This window comes from Kitasatospora sp. NPDC101155 (genome assembly GCF_044768305.1).
GTDB lineage: Bacteria > Actinomycetota > Actinomycetes > Streptomycetales > Streptomycetaceae > Kitasatospora.
Genome location: NZ_JBIWPN010000008.1, coordinates 109,217 through 126,725, shown reverse-complemented (window position 1 = coordinate 126,725; position 17,509 = coordinate 109,217). Strand labels below are relative to the sequence as shown.

Annotated in this window: 11 protein-coding genes; 2 read left to right on the top strand and 9 right to left on the bottom strand. The window is 69.2% G+C overall.

What is annotated here, in order from left to right:
• Positions 1-10 precede the first annotated feature (10 nt).
• From ACIRYZ_RS14550 to ACIRYZ_RS14515, 8 genes are all read right to left on the bottom strand, one after another.
• Complete coding sequence (locus tag ACIRYZ_RS14550; RefSeq protein ID WP_402943634.1) at positions 11-1,651, bottom strand: AAA family ATPase; 1,641 nt, start codon at positions 1,649-1,651, stop codon at positions 11-13.
• Between the two features lie 34 nt (positions 1,652-1,685).
• A complete protein-coding gene (locus ACIRYZ_RS14545) occupies positions 1,686-3,182 on the bottom strand; it encodes a class I SAM-dependent DNA methyltransferase (RefSeq protein WP_402943631.1) in 1,497 nt (498 codons plus the stop codon).
• On the bottom strand, positions 3,179-4,387 hold the full coding sequence (locus tag ACIRYZ_RS14540; protein WP_402943628.1) for a hypothetical protein: 1,209 nt from the start codon (positions 4,385-4,387) through the stop codon (positions 3,179-3,181). The genes ACIRYZ_RS14545 and ACIRYZ_RS14540 overlap by 4 nt, the downstream gene beginning before the upstream one ends.
• A gap of 137 nt (positions 4,388-4,524) precedes the next feature.
• Positions 4,525-7,563 (bottom strand): DEAD/DEAH box helicase family protein, encoded by a 3,039-nt coding sequence (locus ACIRYZ_RS14535; RefSeq protein ID WP_402943625.1) that lies wholly within the window; start codon positions 7,561-7,563, stop codon positions 4,525-4,527.
• A 662-nt stretch (positions 7,564-8,225) separates the two neighbouring features.
• Positions 8,226-9,374, bottom strand: coding sequence for a tyrosine-type recombinase/integrase (locus tag ACIRYZ_RS14530; protein ID WP_402943622.1), 1,149 nt, complete (start codon positions 9,372-9,374; stop codon positions 8,226-8,228).
• 997 nt (positions 9,375-10,371) lie between these two features.
• Entirely contained in the window at positions 10,372-11,955 is a 1,584-nt protein-coding gene (locus tag ACIRYZ_RS14525) for a hypothetical protein (RefSeq protein ID WP_402943619.1), read from the bottom strand.
• Positions 11,956-12,257: 302 nt separating this feature from the next.
• Complete coding sequence (locus tag ACIRYZ_RS14520; protein WP_402943616.1) at positions 12,258-12,995, bottom strand: VC0807 family protein; 738 nt, start codon at positions 12,993-12,995, stop codon at positions 12,258-12,260.
• Positions 12,996-13,230: 235 nt separating this feature from the next.
• A complete protein-coding gene (locus tag ACIRYZ_RS14515; RefSeq protein WP_402943613.1) occupies positions 13,231-14,400 on the bottom strand; it encodes an FAD-dependent oxidoreductase in 1,170 nt (389 codons plus the stop codon).
• Positions 14,401-14,513: 113 nt separating this feature from the next.
• Here ACIRYZ_RS14515 and ACIRYZ_RS14510 point away from each other — a divergent pair, with 113 nt between their 5' ends.
• A complete protein-coding gene (locus ACIRYZ_RS14510; RefSeq protein WP_402943610.1) occupies positions 14,514-15,086 on the top strand; it encodes a TetR/AcrR family transcriptional regulator C-terminal domain-containing protein in 573 nt (190 codons plus the stop codon).
• 771 nt (positions 15,087-15,857) lie between these two features.
• Positions 15,858-16,226, top strand: a complete 369-nt coding sequence (locus ACIRYZ_RS14505) for a hypothetical protein (RefSeq protein WP_402943608.1) — start codon at positions 15,858-15,860, stop codon at positions 16,224-16,226.
• On the opposite strand, the gene ACIRYZ_RS14500 is transcribed toward ACIRYZ_RS14505, so the two are convergent.
• A complete protein-coding gene (locus ACIRYZ_RS14500; RefSeq protein ID WP_402944044.1) occupies positions 16,142-17,179 on the bottom strand; it encodes a serine hydrolase domain-containing protein in 1,038 nt (345 codons plus the stop codon). The genes ACIRYZ_RS14505 and ACIRYZ_RS14500 overlap by 85 nt on opposite strands.
• Positions 17,180-17,509: the final 330 nt, after the last annotated feature.

The following is a 17,509-nucleotide window of genomic DNA, read 5'->3' as shown; positions in this document are numbered from 1 at the left end:
CTCATCGGCGTCAGATCATCGACGAGAAGCGCTCGTCGAACAACTCGGCAACCAGGGACTGCAGTTCTTCGGGCGATGGGGGGTTGGGGCCCCGGGCGGCCTCGACGAGGGCGATGCGTCTGCGGTGGAGCTCGGCGAGGAAAGCCGCCACGAGCGGATCGCGGTCGGAGGTGGGAAAGCCCATGGTGTCGAGCTGGGCGGTGACGTCGCGGAGTTCTGCCTGCTTGACCGGGTCGCCTTCCGCCTCTGGGAGCAGCTCGTACTGACGGTTAATCAGTTCCTGAGTGTGCTCGTCTAGTTGGGTGGGCAGACCGAACAGGTCGGTGGTCAGCAAGCCGCCGGCGCCTTGTCCGCGCGGGTTGGCCCTGGGGATCACCGCGGTGGCCTGGCCCTCGTCATCGGTGGTGACAACGCGAATCTGCGCGCGGGTCATGTTGGCCACCAGGAGCGGTTCGTGGGTGGCGGTGAGGAACTGCGAGTCGTGATGCGGTCCCAGCACGTTGCGCACGGAGGAGTACCAGCGCCGGCTCCACTCGGGGTGGAAGTGCGAGTCGGGTTCGTCCAGAAGGAAGAGTGACTCATGCGCCCGCTGCAGTCTCAGCAGGCCCAAGATGGTCAGGAGTTGCTCCTCGCCCGAGCTCAGGTCGTCGAGGCCGAGCGTGAGCGCGTCGCCCTTGTCCAAGCGGACGTCGACGGTGAGGTAGCCGGCGTCGAGCAGGGTGGCCAGCAGGCCGAACATTGACAGGTCGCTGTCGAAGAGGTTGCGGAAGGCACGGACGTCCTCGGAGGTGCCCAGGACGATTTGGAACCCGTCGGAGGGGCTTCCGGCCCCGTTCACCGGGTCGGCGTCGGGGATGAGGCCAAACCGGCCGGACTCGGCGGCGGCCGCGAACAGGGTGCGGGCGGGCCCGCCCAGCCCCCAGTACGGAAGCGCGGCCAGGTACGGAAGGCGTGCGGCACGGGGTGCCCTGATCCGCAGGACCGCGGAGGCCACGCGCTGGATGTAGGAGTAGCGACGTAGATAGTTGCCGAACGAGTCGGACCAGTGGGTGGTCTGTGCAAGTAACAGCAGTGGCAGGTGGGCGGGGGTGCACAGGAACACGGGAGTGTATAGGGGGCAGCTGATGGGCAGCATGAGCTGCTCTGTCCACAGCTCTAGTTCTTCCGGTGAGTGGTCCGCGCGCCACTCACCGAATTCCCTCATCCACTGCTGGCGCCATTCGCTGATGCGGCGTGCGGCGAAGCGGCGGTGCTGGTCGAACTCGCTTGTCCAGGGGGCCTGGGAGTGCGCCTGGTAGCCGAAGACGTGATCGGGCAGATACTGCGCCCAGTCTGCGCGGCCCACGCGCGTCGCCCGGTGCCCGGAACCGGTCACAGTCAGCTTGGGGGAGGCTTCGGGCGAGGTCTGAACGGCCCGGACGGTCGTGTTGTGCACGACGTAGTGGACCTCGAAGGCGAAGGCCGCACGGTGCCCTGGCCGGTGGAGGGCGCCGAAGATCTCGGCGAGCGCGCGCAGGACCCGCGACTTGCCGCCGCCGTTGGGGCCGATGAGTGTGGCGATGGCGTGGCCGCCGTCGAGGGCGCCCGTGAGATCCAGCTCGAAGTGGTGCAGTCCCCGGTAGGAGGGAAGGCTCAGTCGCAGAAGCCGCACGTCATCCCTCCGGTCGTGGCGCCTATGGTCGAGTTCACCGCTCCGCCTCCGGATTCGGTCCGCCTCCGTGCACGCCGTACGGGCGCAGCGCTTCGGCCAGGGCAGCGAACTCGGCCAATGCCGCACTCAGTTCAGCAGTGATCTCTTCGGCCATGCGGTGTAGGTCGGTCTCGGGCTCCTCCAGCATGAAGGGCTCGGTTGGGGGGTCGGCAACCTGAAGATCCAGGTTGACGCTGTGCCTGGCGAGCAAGTCCTCCACGGCAAAGGGCCGGAAGTGTGGTGTCTCGACTCGTTCGCCGCGGGGCCGCCCGGGCCGGTAGGCGGACACGAAGTCGCCGTAGTCGGCGCGGGCAAGCGTCGTGGTCTTGGCCGGCCCCGGGTTCTGGGAGCGCAGGTCGTACACCCATAGCCGTTTCGTCGATGGGCTACCGTCCGGCCGTGGGTCGGGCTTGTCGAAAAACAGGACGCTGGCCTTGAGGCCGGTGGCGTAGAAGACGCCCGTGGGAAGGCGGAGCAGGGTGTGCACGTCGCACGCGGTCAGCAGACGGCGTCGGATCAGCTCGCCGGCCCCTCCTTCGAACAGCACGCTGTCGGGCACCACGACGGCTGCCCGGCCGTCGGTCTCCAGCAGGCTGTATACGTGCTGGAGGAAGTTGAGCTGCGTGCTGGTGGTTCCTGTCCAGAAGTCCTCCCGGTAGGGCGCCTCGCTGGTGGAGCGTCGGCCGAACGGAGGCGAGGTGAGGACCAGCGTCGCGCGCCGCACCGGCGGGCGGGCAAGCGCATCTCCCACGGTGACGCAGGGGTTGGCCGCGTCAGCCCGGGTGATTCCGTGCAGCACGAGGTTCGTCACGGCCAGCCGCGCCGTGGCGTCGACGAGTTCGGTGCCGAAGAACGCGCCCTCGTTGAGCCGCGTCCGTTGGGCCGAGGTGACACCCGGAGGAAAGTTGTCGATCAGGTAGTTGAATGCTTTGATCAGGAAGCCGCCGGTGCCGCAGGCCGGGTCGGTGATCGTGTCGTCGATGCCGGGCTGGACGCACTGGACGATCGCCTCGATCAGCGGCCGGGGTGTGAAGTACTGGCCTGCACCGGTCTTCCGGTCCGCACTCGAGCGGGTCAACAACGCCTCGAAGATGGCGCCGCTGTCGCCTGCGGACCAGTGGCGCCGGTCAACCAGGTCGATCATGCGGTGGAGGCTGGCCGGGCCCGGGATGCGGTTTTGTGCCCTGCGGAAGAGCATCCCGAGCGTTCCGGGCCGGGAGGCGAGGCGAGCCAGAGTCTGTTCGTAGAGCAGACCCTGGTGGTCGCGGGCCGACGACAGGAGTTGTCCCCAGGCGTCGTGGCCGAGCACGTCCTGCGGGTTGAGCGGGCGGTGGCGTTGTTCGTGGGCGCGCTTGAGGAGAATCAGGCAGGAGAGCTGCTCGACGTACTCCAGGCCCGAGATCCCGTCTTCTCGCAGTGCGCCGCCGAAGGACCACAGGAGCTCTACAAGGTCCTGGTCGTGCCCGGGGCGGGACGAGACAGTGGGGTTCACAGCACAGACTCCTGTTGCCCGGACGGAGGGAGCGGATGGGACAGGTGACCGGTGAAGCCGCGTTCAAGGAGGTTGTATCGCAGTCGGCCTGCCACAACGAGAGCGCGTTCGGCCGCCGCGGCCGCCGCCTCTAGGGCCGCGGTGTGGGCCTGGACCAGCGCGACCAGCCGGTGCTGCTCTTCCGCGGGCGCGACGGGCACCGGCATGAGCCGGATCTTGCCCAGGCTGATGGACGCCAGCCCCGTGACCTGGGTGGCGTTGCGTTCGCACCACTGGCGGCCGAAGCCGTTGGCGTGCCAGGCCAGCAGTTTGGGGTGCAGCTGCCGGCTGGTGATCCGGGCGCGGAACACATGGTTCTGGTGTACGCACTGGGGCAACTGCTCCTCCCAGATCCAGCCGCGGCCCAGAGTGTCGCGGGACCCGCCTCCCGTCAGCAGCACGTCGCCTGCCTGGAGGCGGGCTGCCTGCTCCCGCGGTGCGGGCAGCCGGACCGTGCGTACGTCGTCCAGGTCCAGCCGGCCGCGCTGCACGTTCGCGACCCGCAGGCAGGGAACGTCCACGTCGGCGGGATTCCACTGCTGCTTGCTGGGCGTGGTGATGCCGCGTGTGACCTCGGCGATGTCTTCCAGGCGGGCCCATCGCCAGTGCGCGGGCAGGTGGGGAAGCGTGCCGTCGCTGGTGCCGGCCGGGGGCAGGCCCGCGGGTGTGTAAGCAGTGCCGGAAAGCTGGCCGAGCCCCGCCCGCGCGGTCAGGGTGCGGCTCAGGACGTCGGCATGGTCGAGTGCGTTGCCAGTGCGGATGGTGATGGCGTCGATGCGGGCGATGTGCTCCTCCAGCAGGCCGATGATCCGACGCTGCTCGGCAAGGCCAGGAAGGGGCAACAGGACGTCGGCCAGGTCACGCTGGTTGATCCGGTAGATCGCTGCGCCACCCTGGCGGGCGCGAGCCTGTATCTGGCGCCGCATGATCGGCGACTTCCACAGGTGTGCGAGGTAGCGCGGGTCGACCGCACTGTGACGCACACGCACTCGGATCATGGTGTCGGGGAATGTCGTGGGGGTCGGGGGCTCGTCCACCAACGCGCCCTCGCCGACCAGGGACAGCGAGCCATTGACCCGGCCGACCAGCAAGTCCCCATGTTCGGCCAGCAACAGTGCGCTCCCGTCTTCGCTCCGGTCGCCGCTCCTGGACTGGGTGAAGTCCACTGTGGCTGCCCGAAGTGCCGTCAGCCGTAGTACGGGGAAGCCGTTCTCACCAGGGCGCAGAGACCGGCCGTTGACTAGCGGTTCGCTCAGCACGTCGGCTAGCCGGACGACCCTCCAGCCGGCAGGCAAGTCATTCTTCAAGCCAGGGCCCTGCGCAGTTCGCCCAGGAGGTCAACCGCGGCGTCGGGCCCGAAGATGCCCAGGAATCCGTCCGTGCCGCCGCGCCCCGAGAAGGGGACGCCGTCGAGGTCCCTGGGGTCGAATCGGGCCGCGGCCATCGCGTCCGCGATGTTCTCAATCCACCACAGTTGAGCCGGTGTGAAGGGCCCGGCCTGCCGCGTGAACGCGGTCAGACGCCGACTAACCGCCTCCGCCCGCCGGCGCTGCCTGTTGGATGCCGTCACCTGCGATACGGCTGGCCGGTCGTAGAGGCTGAGCAGTGCCTCCCGGAGTGCAGGTGTCTCAGCGAGCGCGGCGGCAGCCTCGCGCCTGCCGTCCTCGACGGCCCTTTCGCCTCCCACCTGGCGCAGCTGCGCCAGGTGATCCGGGTCGACCGAGTCGAGAAGACCGGCCACCAGCTCCTGCAAAGGCAGGCCCGCCAGCTTCCGGATCTCAGCGTCGGCCGCTTCACTCAGCATGGGGATGAGCCGGGCGAGCCTGACCCCCAGTTCAGCCGTCTCCTCCGGCGTCACAAGGCCGTTCACCGTGCGGTGGAGCAGGCGCTCCAAGGCGGCCCGCCCAGCCTGTCCGGCTGCGTCGGTCACATTCACGAGCGGCCGGCGGTGGCGCGAAGCGCCCACCGCATCGACGACCACGAGCTGGGTCTTGGCGACCGCCCCCGGGGTGACGGCGCGCAGCTCCGCCGACGAGATGGGCTGAGTTCCTTGGGCCAGCAACTGCTCGTAGTAGGCGGTGGAGCGCACCTCGCGCAGGATCAGCAGGCACTCGATCGCCCGCATGTCGCTGAACCCGGAGATCAGATCCGTCACGACCGCGATCCGGAACTGCGGTGTGGTCCTGAACTCCCGCAGCAGCTGCGCCGCACGATCATCGCGATGCGTGATCAGCTGGCAGAAGGTGTCCCCGGCGGCGAACACTTCGCGGATGCGCTCCACGACCTCGTCCGCGTGCGCGCCGTCTTGCGCGAACACCACGGTTTTGGGGACCACGCCGCCCCGGGGTGTCCTGTCGGGGAACATGTTCGGCAGAGCGTCACGGAAAGCCGTCACTACCGCAGTCAGCTGTTCCGACTCGACAACTCGCGCAGGGCCGTTGGGCCCGCTGTGGGCCTGGTCCTCATCCAGCTGCTCGTATTGGGCGCGGCGCGAGCCCTTGGTCTCCACATCAGGAGCATCGCTGGGCGCAGTGAACGCCGCCTGCCGGGAGTCGTCGAACCGCACCTCGTAGACGGAGTAGTCCACGGCGGCGCCATCGGCGATTGCGTGTTCGTAGGTGTAGGAGCTGACCAGGTTGCCGTTGAAGAAGCCGAAGACGGTGGCCGTGGGCGTCGAGCTGAAGCCGACTACAGGAGCGTCAAAGTACTCAAGAAGGGCACGCCGCTGTCCGTAGAGCCCTTGGTGACAGTCGTCGACGATGACAAAATCAAACGAATCGGGCGGCAGTGCCTTGCAGTAGGTCACGTCGAGGGGGGCCACATCCGGCTGCGCCTGCCGTTCGGCGGTCTCATACGCCGACACGCCCACGGATCCGTCCTCCGGGGCTGGAGTGCCGGCCAGCATGGCCGACAGTCTCTGCACCGTGGCTACGACTACGGAAGCGGACGGTGCCGGGCCGGCCGCGGTCAGCTCTTCGACCTGGTACACGTCGGCGAGACTGCGCCCTCCGTCTGGCATGCTGAACTGGCGTAGCTGGGAGACTAGTTGCTTCGCTACCACGTTTCGATCAGTCACGAAGAGGATGCGGCTTGCCCTCGCGTACCTGAGCTGACGGTACGCGGTGAACACCCCAGTGAAGCTCCGTCCTGTGCCGGCGGCCATCTGCACCAGGGCACGTCGCTGACCGGCCTCAAGGGCTTGTTCGACCGCCCATACCGCCCGATACTGGGATGGGCGAAGCTGCCGGAATCCCTCGTCGGCCCCGGGCAGGTATGCGGCTTGGCGGGCCCGGTAGGTCGGCGCCGTGCGGTCCGCCTCCGCCTCCCGCTGCCAGCGGGCCAGCGTGCTGGGCTGGTGGAATCCGCTCACAAGACGTGATTGTGGTTCGGGGTCATTGGTGTCGCAGAACAGCAGACGCCGGCCATCGCTCACATACCGGTACGGCAACGGAGAGCGCCAGACGGGCCACGGCGATGAGTCCGTGGCGGCCGCGGCCAGTGCGCCCGCCTGCTCCATGGCGTCGGCGAGATCCGTGCCGTCCCGCTTGCACTCGATGATCCCTACCACCTGCCCGCCGACCGTCAACAGCATGTCGGCACGGTGTCCGCCGGCCAGGCGGGGGCCAACCAGTACGCAGCCGAGGGAGCGGCTGCGTTCATCCTCCTCACCCGCGCCCAGGACATCCCATCCCGCTCTGGTGAGCCTGCGCTGTACCTCCGAGGCAATCTCGGCTTCCCGCAGGGGCTCATGGGCGGCATCACGCGCGCTGGCGATCAATTGTTCGCGCTGGGAGGCTGGCAGGGCCGCCGGCGTAACACGCAGGTCGAATTCTCGGCGCAGACGGGGCAGGACCCCTTCCAGGGAAGCCACTCGTTGCGCCAGAATGCTCAGATCGGACGCTGTGGCCCTGACGAAGGCCATGGGCTCCTGATCAGATGTCTGGAGACGGAAGAACCAGACGGCCAGCATGAAACAGCGGTCAACCAGGTGCGCCGCCGTCGCTTCCTCGTCACGTTCGCCGCCGTCGAAGCCGTGAAGATCCTGGAATGCGGCCAGGACCCGCGCGGTGAGCACCCCAGCGCTGGCCAGGGTCTGCAGACGGGCCAGCTGGTCGCCTGCGGGCAGCCGCACCCCGGCCAGGTGGCCGAGCTTGGCAGCGAGAACCTCGCCGAACTGACGCGCCGCCACCGCCGAATCGGCGGGGGCAGTACACGCACGCGCCTCACATGCAGCGCCGTGGAGAACGAGAAGCGGCTCGTAGGGAAGCAGGAATCCGAAATTGGCTGATGCGAGAGCCAGGTCCGTGAACCGGCTTTCGAGCTCGCTCGGCTCTTGAGACACGCCAGCCCTCCCTACCTGCACTGCGGCGCCGCAGAATCCGCTACAGAACGGCTCTCACCTTACCGTCCGGCCCCTGCACGGGACACTGCCGTTCTGCCCGATACAGGTGGGTTTCGTACCAATCCCGGTGGATCCGCCCACTGGCAAACCGTGCAGTGCGCAGAAAGTCGCCTGGGCTGGCCGCTGTGCCTGCTCCTTCGGTGGCCTCAACTACTGCCGGGCCGAGTGCCGGAGCATGTTCGGCGATCACAGGAACGCGGTCCAGGGCTTCGGTCCCCGTGAAGATCGCGACCTGCTCGGCCCAGGGTGCGGTCCTCGCCGGGCAGCAGATCGGGCAAGTCGGGGGAGCCCCACCTGGGGCGTGATGCAAATCACTCTCGAACTCCCCCTCGTTCGTTGCCTCTCACGCGGCTCTCACGGACTGGGTGGCATGAGGCGGGATCAGGCGTCATGCGGGGCGAACGAGGTAGGCCCTGACCTGCGGGATTCGGACTGACGAACACTAGCCGGACACTCTTTCGACCGCTGGGGGTCAAGGGGTCGCAGGTTCAAATCCTGTCGTCCCGACTTGCATTGCCGCAGGTCGTAGGCCGTTTCCACCGTGAGGTGGGAGCGGCCTTCTGGTGTTTTGTCAGCTGGTGGTCGCATGGTGGTCGCGCCGGTCACAGCGGGATGGGGGCGTGAGCTGCGTGTTCGCGGCGGTTCCTGCGTCGGCGTCCGGCGAGGTGGTCGCGGAACTGGTCGATCAGGTTCCTTGGCTTTTCCGCGCGTTGGGCGGCGTGGAGGGCGAGCTCGGCGGAGTCGAGGAGGTGGGCGATGGCGTCGACGGCTTCGCGGGCGGCTTGGCGGGTGAGGTGGCTGTAGATGTTCGCGGTGGTGGACAGGGTGCGGTGGCGCAGGGTCTTGGAGACGATCACGAAGGGGACGCCGGCGTCGAGGGCGAGGGTGGTGGCGAGGTGGCGCAGGTCGTGGACGGTGATGCGGGGGACGCCGGCCTGGTCGCAGAGTTTGTGGAAGTGGTTGAGGACGTAGTGGGGGTCGAGGGGGCGGCCGTGTCGCTGGAATACGTAGCCGTGGGCGGGGATGGCGAGGCCGAGGAAGTGGCGGTCGGCCTGGTCTTCGAGGGCGCGGCGGGCGCGGTCGTTGATGGCGATCCAGGTGAGGCTGCTGGGGGTCTTGGGGGCGGTGAGGACGGTGTACTGGTTGTCGACGCTGGAGAGGGTGTAGCGGACGAACAGGACTCCCTGGTCGAGGTGGACGTCGTCCCAGTGGAGGCCGAGGGCTTCGCCTTTGCGCATGCCGGTGTTGATGATCAGCTCGACGAGGCGGGCGAACAGCGGGTCGTGCTCGCGGGTGTAGTCGAGGAAGCGGACCGCCTCGTCGGGGGTCCAGATCCGGCGTTCGGGGGTCGGCGGGCGGGGGATGACGGCGGGCTTGGCAGGGTTGTGGCCGAGGCGGTGGTGTACGACCGCGGCGCCGAGGGCGCTGGAGAGCGTGGCGAGGATGCGGTGGACGGTGACGAAGCCGCGGCCGGCTTTGAGCTGGGCGCGGGCGTAGTGGTCGATGTGCTCGTAGACGAGGTCGTCGAGGAGGATGTACCCGAGTGCGGGGACGAGGTCCTGCAGGACGTAGGCGCGGTAGCGGGCGAGGGTGGTGGGCTTGAGCCGTAGTTCCTGGTTCGCGAGCCAGGCGATCAGGTAGTCGCCGAGGGTCTGCCTGGGGTCGGGGCTGTAGCCGTAGGCCTTGCCGTCGAGGAAGCGCTTGAGGTCGTTGCGGGCGGCGTCCTCGTTGGGGTAGCCGCCGCGGCGCACGGTGTGGCGGCGCTGGTCGGGCCAGGGGACGTCGACGGCGTACGTCCAGGTGCCGTGGTCCGGGTCGGTCTCGAGATGTGGGCAGCGGGCGCCGAGCTGGCGTCGCGGCAGCCGCAGCGCCGGTAGACGCGTCCGCGCTCGGGGGCGGAGGGGTGCATGGTGATCGCCTCGAAGGCTAGGGCGGAGGGGATTCCCCCAGTCTCACCCCGGGTCGCCCTTGGCGCCGCATCAAGGGAGCGCCGCAGGTCAGGGCCATGATCCGCCGATGGTGAGCGCATGGTGGTCGTATGCAGGCTGCTTTTCGCACGGCTCGCGGATGGGGCCGACTGTCCGTTGGACGGTTCCGGTCGCCGGGGTAGACGTTCGGTAGCAGCAGTTCGCCCGTGCTTCTGGTCACAGAAAGCGACCAAAAGCAGGAGGTGGACCGGGGACGCCACCGGACGTCCGATGCCACAGTGAGTGATTGACTCGGTCCGGCAGAATGGCGCGGGAGCGTGTCGGGGCGGGTGGTCAGATGAGCCGGCCGCGATGGTGGGCGGCGGCTTCGCGGACGAGCTGGGCGAAACGCTCGCGGCTACGATCCTGGTGCTGCTCGGCCTGCTCGTCGTCCCAGTCCTCGACATCGTCGAGGTCCTCGTCGAGTTCCTCATACTCGCTGTGGAGGAGCCAGCAGCCGTAGATGCCCGACTACGGCCCGCAGCGTGGCCGTTGAACCGCCAGCTCGGGAACACGACGACTCAACGAACCGACCCGCCACACCAGCCCAGCAATCCCCGTCCTTGGCAAGCCAGCTGCCGCCCAACCCGCTGACACCACCCCACCCACTCACACGCGGAGAAGGGCACCCGCCCGCTCGGGTCGAGCGGGTGCCCTGAACCTCTTCGGGTCCGTCCGGCCGTTGCGCCACTCGCGTCCAGTACGGGGGTGAACGCCCACCAGCCGGGACGCCTCTTTACTGCTGTAGCCCTGTTGCGCGAGGCGGACATGGGCTGCTCAGTCAGCGACGCGGGGTGAGGAGGATGACCGCGGCCGAGTACGGGGCGAGCGAGGTCGGCGCCGGCCCGCGGTGGACGGTGGCGGCCGTGTCGCCCTGGTGCCAGGCGAGGGTGTGCTGCGCGCGGTAGGAGCCGGGTAGGTCGAGGTGGAACTGCTGGGTGTGCTGCGGGTCCTTGTTGACGACGACCACGGCCAGGGTGCCGTCGGGCCGTCGGATCGCGTGCGCGCCGAGGGTGGGGCTGTCGGAGGAGACCGCGAGAGTGCTGCCGCCGCCCCTGAGCGCGGTGGTCAGCAGCTTCATGGTGTGGAACGGCGCGAATGGCGTGCCGGCGGGCGCTTCGCAGGGCTGCGGGCCGGTCCAGCCGGAAGGACACTCGCCGGAGGAGAGCAGCCCGAGGTCTCCCCACTCCTTCCTGCCGTCCTCGGTCCACTGCGGGCCGTTGTAGAGGGCCCACCAGTCGACCCGGGAGACTCCGTTGTCCAGGAGTGACAGGTTGCTGTCCAGGAGGTAGAGGGCGCCTGCGGCGGTTCGCTGGCGCGGGTCGCCCGTGTTGTTGAGGTTGGTCTCGCCCGCGACGATGTCGATGCGGTGGCCCGGCGCCGATACCCGGTCGAGGGCCGCGCGCACCGTGGCCATGGCCGGCGCGGTGGCGGCGGTGTCGGCGAGCAGCTTGTCGTCGGTCGTGGCGCCGGCGTAGCGGGCGTGGTACCAGTGGACGTCGACGAAGTCGATCGCGTCGGCCAGTCCGGGGGTGGCGAGCATGGCCTCGTCCCATTCCTTGGCGGACCGGTTGAACTCGAGCCCGGGCTGGTCTAGGGCCGCCGGGTCATACGGGAAGAGTTCGACGCCGACGCGGATGCCGGGGTCGACGGCCTTCATGGCCTTGGCGTACTCGATGCTGTTGCGGGCATAGGCCTGCGGGGACTTGTCCGGGTGGGCGTCGGGTTCGCGGACCCGGTACTTGTTGCCGGGCTCGGTCGGGCCCGGCGGCTTGTTCCAGCCGTTGAGGTAGGTCTCCTCGCCGATCACCCAGTCGCGCACGCCGTAGTCGTGGGTGACGTTCGCGTAGCGCACCCAGGCGGCGGCCTCCTGCGGATCCCCGGGCTTGGGGTCGGCGTCCGTACTGGGGTGCTCCCTGGTGTCGGTCGGGCCGGTCCCGTAGTTGACGTGGACGAGCATGCCCGCGCCCGCCGCGCGGGCGGTCTTGGCGAACCGGTCGAAGGTGAAGCGCGGCGCGCCGCTCTCGTACCCGTGGCCGTCGGGGCCGTTGTACGGGCCGTACGGGTCGGGGCTGAGCCAGCCGCCGTGGTCGAAGTGGTAGAGGTCGGTCGGTCCGCCGGCGTTGAACGACAAGGTGGTGATGCCGGCCTCGCGGATCCGCCGGGCGGTGTCGCGGCGCGCGAAATTCGGTTCCCAGAACGGGGTGTTGACCCCGACCGCGTCCGCCGGGACGGTGCTGGTGATGCGTCCGTCGATGGTGATGGTCGCCGCGGGGGGCGTTTCCTCGGCTTCCGCCGCCGGTGCGATGGCCGGCCCGGCGAGGACGGCGATACCGATCGCCAGGGCGAGGGTCCGCTTCGACATGATGCGCTCTCCTTCTCGAATTCAAGTGATGGGAACGGAAACTGGCAGGCATGGGAAAGCCGGGGCGAGCCGACTTCGACGGGGTGGGTCCGTCGCCCCTCTGGAACCCCCCCTGCCGGGGGTGTGGTGTGTGCGGCCGGCACGCGCCGGGCAGGGGAACACGGATCCTCTGACGGCCGCCCGGGTGCGGGTGTGCGGCCCGGTCTGGCCTTTCCCGTGGTGGGTCCACCGCTCGCTGTCAGCGCTGCGAACGCGGCCCTGCACGCATCCCGCGGCGACAGCGGCGGGGGAGGAAAGCCTCTTCAGGTCGCGCTCAGCGTTGGACGGTGTTCGGCAGCGGCACTCAGCGCCGCCGCGGTCTCGACATCCGCCTCAAAGACGGTTCGCGCCTCGGCGTCGACGAGCTTCTCGATCCGGTTGTGGAACGGCGCGCCGGCGATGAAGGCCACGACGAACGCTCCGAGCAGGAAGACCGTGGACAGCCAGGCCATCGACGACACCGGCAGGGTGTAGGCACCCACGACCCGCGCCGCACACTCGCCGAGCAGCGCCAGGCCCCAGACGAGCGTGAAGCCCTTCTCGGCCCGACGGAACCGGGCCGACCCGACGCTCAGACGCTCCCACGCGGCGACCTTGGCCGGCTCACCTTTGGTGAGGACCGGCTTCAGCCCCGTGCTCACCATCGGCTGACCGGCGAAGACGGAGCAGACCATTGCGATGCCGATCACACTGCTCAGCGCACCGTCCTTCGCGACCGCCAGCCGGGCATCCCCGGACACCAGCGACAGAGAGATCCCGGCCGCGTTGACCAGCAACATCAGCCCGGCCGCCCCGTTGATCCGCCGCTCTCTGAGCAGGCCCGCCACCGTCCGGACCGCCGGCAGCACGCTGCTTAGCAGCAGCGCGACCACAGGGCTGAAGCCCAGGACGGAGTGCAGCACGTAGTTGACCGCCAGCGGGACGCCGACGTCCACCACCAGCGGGCGCAGGACGACGGCCAGGGGATGGGCGGACGGGGTGGCGGTGGTCCTCTTGGGCATGGTCCGGTCTTCTCCTATTAGGGCTTCGTTAGGTCCTTGATGTGGTTCGGGTTGGCCGCACGCGGAGGACCGCGTAGACGTTGTCGCTCCGACGGCCGCGTCCGATCGGCTGCTGCGACCGCCGACCGGCGCTCACCTGTCGCCGTTCACGTCGCCCGCGTCTCGTCGGTGGCCACCCGTTCGCGTCCATCGGCCGGCGTGCACACCGTCGGCGCCCACGGTTCAGTGCCACCCGTCAGTGTGGGCTCGCCGCGCCCGCCGGTGCCGCACTCGCCGTGACCGACGGGGCGAAGGCCGGCAGTTGTTCCAGACTCTCGGCGACCGCCGCGAAGCCGTACTCGAGCATCTCGCGCTCGTACCGCTCGACGGCCGGCAGCAGCTCCGCCTCGCCGCGTTCGACCGCGGTGAGCGCGCGGCAGAGCAGTGCCGCGTCCCGGAACGCGGTGTTGGCGCCCATGCCTGCGCTCGGCGGCATGACGTGGATGGCGTCGCCGAGCAGGGTGACCTGGCGGGTGCCCCAGTGCGGCACCGGCTTCGCGTGGCGGACCGTCAGTACGGAGCTGTTCACCACGTCCGACTGGCGTACCAGCTCCACCAGGTCGGGGTGCCAGCCGGCGATGCCGGCCAGCAGCAGGTCGCGGATCTCCGGCCAGGTGGCGGGCAGCGGCTTGATGTACTCGGGCAGGAACGCAGCCCAGCGCAGGTAGCTTCCGGTTTCCGGGAGTTCGACATCGGGGGCCAGTTCGGCGGCGGCGATGTGCGGCGGGCGGCGGAACTCCATCTTGCCGAGCAGCATCCGCACCTCGGGGCCGTGGACCAACGTGCCGAAGCCCGGGACCAGGCCGGCGAACCGGTCGGTCAGCGGCGTGCGGCCGAGCAGGCCGTTGCCATCGAGGGTGACCACCTCGGCGTCGGGCAGGAGTTGCCGACGCACCGGGGAGTTGCCGCCGTCCGCACCCACCAGCAGGTCTCCGGTGGCACTGCTCCCGTCGGCGAACTCGGCCCGGACGGTGCCGTCGCTCAGCTCGGTGTAGCGGACCAGCCGCTTGCCGAACTCGATCCGGTCAGTGAGCTCGGCCAGCAACAGATGCCGCAGGACGTGCCGGTCGGTGGCCATGCCCCCGTGCAGCGCGCCGAGTCGGCGGATCTCGCGCAGCTGCTCGTCGACCACCCGCCGCTCACCCGAGAGCTCTCCCGTGCTGGCCTCCAGCAACGGGTGCAAGCGCTGCGGCAGGCATTCGCGCAGCGCGGCCAGCCCCGGGCCGCCGATGCCGATCCGGAAGCCCTGGTACCGGGCCCGCACGCTCGCCTCGCGCTCGTAGATTCGCACGTCGATCCCGGCCTGCCGCAGCCCCTGTGCCAGGCACAGACCGCCGATTCCGGCGCCGATCACCAGAACGCGCATGTCGATCCCCCCAAACTTGAACACCGTTCACTTGGTCGCTGTTCAATTTACTTGACCGGTGTTCAAGTGGCAAGATGCTCCGGTAGCAGGAAGTGATGCGAAAGGGGAACCCGATGCCGCTCCGGCAGGCCGATGTGCTGCAGGGCGCCATGGAACTGCTCGACGAGGACGGCCTCGACGAGCTGACCACCCGTCGCCTGGCCCAGCGGCTCGGCGTCCGCGCCGGCGCCCTGTACTGGCACTACCCGAGCAAGGCGGCACTGCTGGACGCGCTGGCCGACCAGATCATCGGCGAGATGCTCACCCAGCCGCCCGCCGGCGGCCCGGGCGCCGCCACCGCCGCCGAGCAGGACTGGCCCGACCGGCTCCGGGAGCTGGCCACCCGGGCCCGCGCGGCCATGCTCGCCCACCGTGACGGCGCCCGGCTGGTGGTCTCCTTCACCGCCCCGCCGCCCAACGCCGTCGCCTACTTCGGCTCCCTGGTCGACGCCCTGCGCTCGGCCGGTGCCGACGCCCCGGCCGCCCACATCGGCGCGGACGTGGTCACCAGCTTCGTCAACGGCTACACCCTCGAGGAACAGGCCCGCCAGGCCGCCCTGATCCCCCTGGACCAGCGCGACGCGACCTTCCGCCTGGAGCTGGACATCGTGATCGCGGGCATCCGCGCGCGGCTGCTGCGCGACTGAGCGCAACTCGCCGCCGGCCGGTCGCCATCCAGGTCGGCGCGGCCACAGACCCCGCTCGTTCCGGCGTGGTCGAAAGTCCGGGTAGACGTGCCAGGCGCCCGGATCGAGGTTAGGTGCGGTGGTGTGGTTCGGGTTCTGGGGCGGGTTGGCCGCATATCGGGCAGGCGCCGGTCCAGGTGGCCAGGAGGGCCTGGAGTTCGCGGAGGACCGCGTAGAGGGTCAGACCGGCGCAGGGACTTTGGGCAGGACTCCTCGGGTTCCGCTCCGTCATACCACCAACGGTCGAGGTGCTGTGGCAGACACGGGGGACCAGCAGGCATGCTGAATCGCGCCCGAGCGGGCATGCCGTTGCGGTCCGGTGCGCTGTTCAAGGCGCCCCCGGGCGACAGGATGAGGCGAGTGTCCTCCTTGCCCGGTGCCCGATGCCCGTGGTTCGGGCGGGTGGTCCTGACAGCAGACATCCACGCTCGGTGGGGTCGAGCGTGGATGTGAGCGAGGCGTTTCGGCTTCCGCCGCCGGCGCGATGGCCGGACCGGCGAGGATCGCGGTCCCGACCGCGAGGGCGGTGATCCGTTTGGGCATGGTGCTTTCTCCTTCAGGGGCTGGACGCTGCGGTGCCGGGTGCTGGTACGTCCAGCTTCTCTTCCAGAACTGACGGTACGTCAGTGACGCGTGTTTCCGGATCCGTATGACAACCGTCATCGTGAACAGCTGACAGAGCGAAGAAAACGCAGGTCAGTGGCTGGGTAGCGGCCAGGCGCGGCAAGGAGGTTGGGCCGTTTCAAGGCGGCCGATCTCGCGAACCTGCTGGAGGATGCGAACCGTACCGAGTCGGACGAGATCCTGGAGGCCGTCCACGGTGACAGGTTCGTTGACACGCGGACGCCGCGGCAGCGGCTCGACCTTGCCCTGCGCGTTCGGAGTCGCGATCCCGGCACCGTCCGTGAAGGCTATGACCACGCGCGCCACGGCCGAGCAGACAGCCTCGCGGCCGACTTCGTCCCCGGCGGGGTCGTCGACCTGTTCTGCCTGCTCGGCCGGGAGTGTGCGCGTGTCTACCTGCCGCAGAACACCGTGTTGACGAGCCTTTGCATCTCCTTCTGGTACGCAAGCAGCGGGGCGTCCACGGCGTCCACGTAGGTCACCGAGGCCTCCATGGTTCTACTGCCGTCGGGCGTGCTGTACATCAGCGCCGCGGAGCCGTGGACGTCACCGTCGTGGTAGAGGACGGTGACGCCGCAGTCCAGGTCCTGCACCTGCAACCCGAGGCCGTAGCTCATCTTCGGGTCGCTCGTCGTTTGCGGCTTGCGCATCTCGGCCAGCAGCGGGGCGGGGAGGAGCTTTCCGCCCAGCAACGCGGAGAAGAACGTGTGGAGGTCCTTGGTGGTCGAGATCATCTCACCGGCGCTGGATATCCAGGACGGGTTCTGTCGGGTGATGTCGATCGTCTTCCACTGCCCGGCGTCCTGGTACCGGTAGTAGCTGTGGGCGTGCGGCCCGGGAATCTCCGGCGAGGTGCCCGGTACCACGGTGTGCCGCAGCTTGAGCGGCTGCAGGATCCGCCGTTGGACCTCGTCGGCGTACGAGCGGCCGGTGACCTTCTCGATCAGCAGCCCGGCCAGCACGTAGTTGGTGTTGGCGTAGTTCCAGTCAGTGCCCGGCGCGAACGGTGCCGGCTTGGACAACGCGAACCGCACCAGCTCCTCCGGCCGGTAGGTGTGGAACTGGTTGTCCACCCACTCCTTGCCTGACCATGGGATCCCTGGCGCGAACGTCCCGTCGGGATAGGTCTGGCCGGTGTAGTTGAACAACCCGCTGGTGTGCTGCAGCAGCATCCGCACCGTGATCCGCCGGTCCAGCCCGAACTGGGGCAGGTAGTCGTCCGCCGGGGTGTCCAGCCCGATCTTGCCCTCGGCCACCAGTTGCAGCACCACGGTGGCGGTAAAGGTCTTGGTGGTGCTGCCGATCCGGAACAGCCCGTTCGTCGGCGGCTTCGCGGTCCGGCCCAGCCTGCGCACCCCGGCGCTGCCGACCCAGTCGCCCCGCTGATCGTGCACGCGCATCTGCACCCCGGCCAAACCGGAATCGACCATCGTCTGGACGGCCCCCTGCAGCTCCGGGCGATCCTGTCCGGCAGCGGTCTTCGGCACGGCCGTGCTGTCCGCGGTGGCCACCCCGGGTGCGGCGACCCCGGCCAGCAGCGTGACGGCCAGCGCCGTGACCCCCACTCGCACTCGCCGAACGACCCTGGGCATCCGGACCCGGCGGTTTTGGGTATCCCTGGTTGTTCGCAGCCCCGAGGCTGCGATCGGTGAACTGGTCATGGCAGCCACGATCGCCTGCCGCCCTGACACTGGACAGTCACCGCACTGACACCGCCCCTGACATGGTGTCACCACAGGGAAACGGCAGTTCACGGGCAG

Excerpts from the sequence above, each read along its gene's own strand:
- ACIRYZ_RS14525 (WP_402943619.1), bottom strand. The coding sequence starts at position 11,955 with ATGTCGAAGCGGACCCTCGCCCTGGCGATCGGTATCGCCGTCCTCGCC.
- ACIRYZ_RS14500 (WP_402944044.1), bottom strand. The coding sequence starts at position 17,179 with ATGGTCGATTCCGGTTTGGCCGGGGTGCAGATGCGCGTGCACGATCAG.
- ACIRYZ_RS14520 (WP_402943616.1), bottom strand. The coding sequence starts at position 12,995 with ATGCCCAAGAGGACCACCGCCACCCCGTCCGCCCATCCCCTGGCCGTC.
- ACIRYZ_RS14515 (WP_402943613.1), bottom strand. The coding sequence starts at position 14,400 with ATGCGCGTTCTGGTGATCGGCGCCGGAATCGGCGGTCTGTGCCTGGCA.
- ACIRYZ_RS14510 (WP_402943610.1), top strand. The coding sequence starts at position 14,514 with ATGCCGCTCCGGCAGGCCGATGTGCTGCAGGGCGCCATGGAACTGCTC.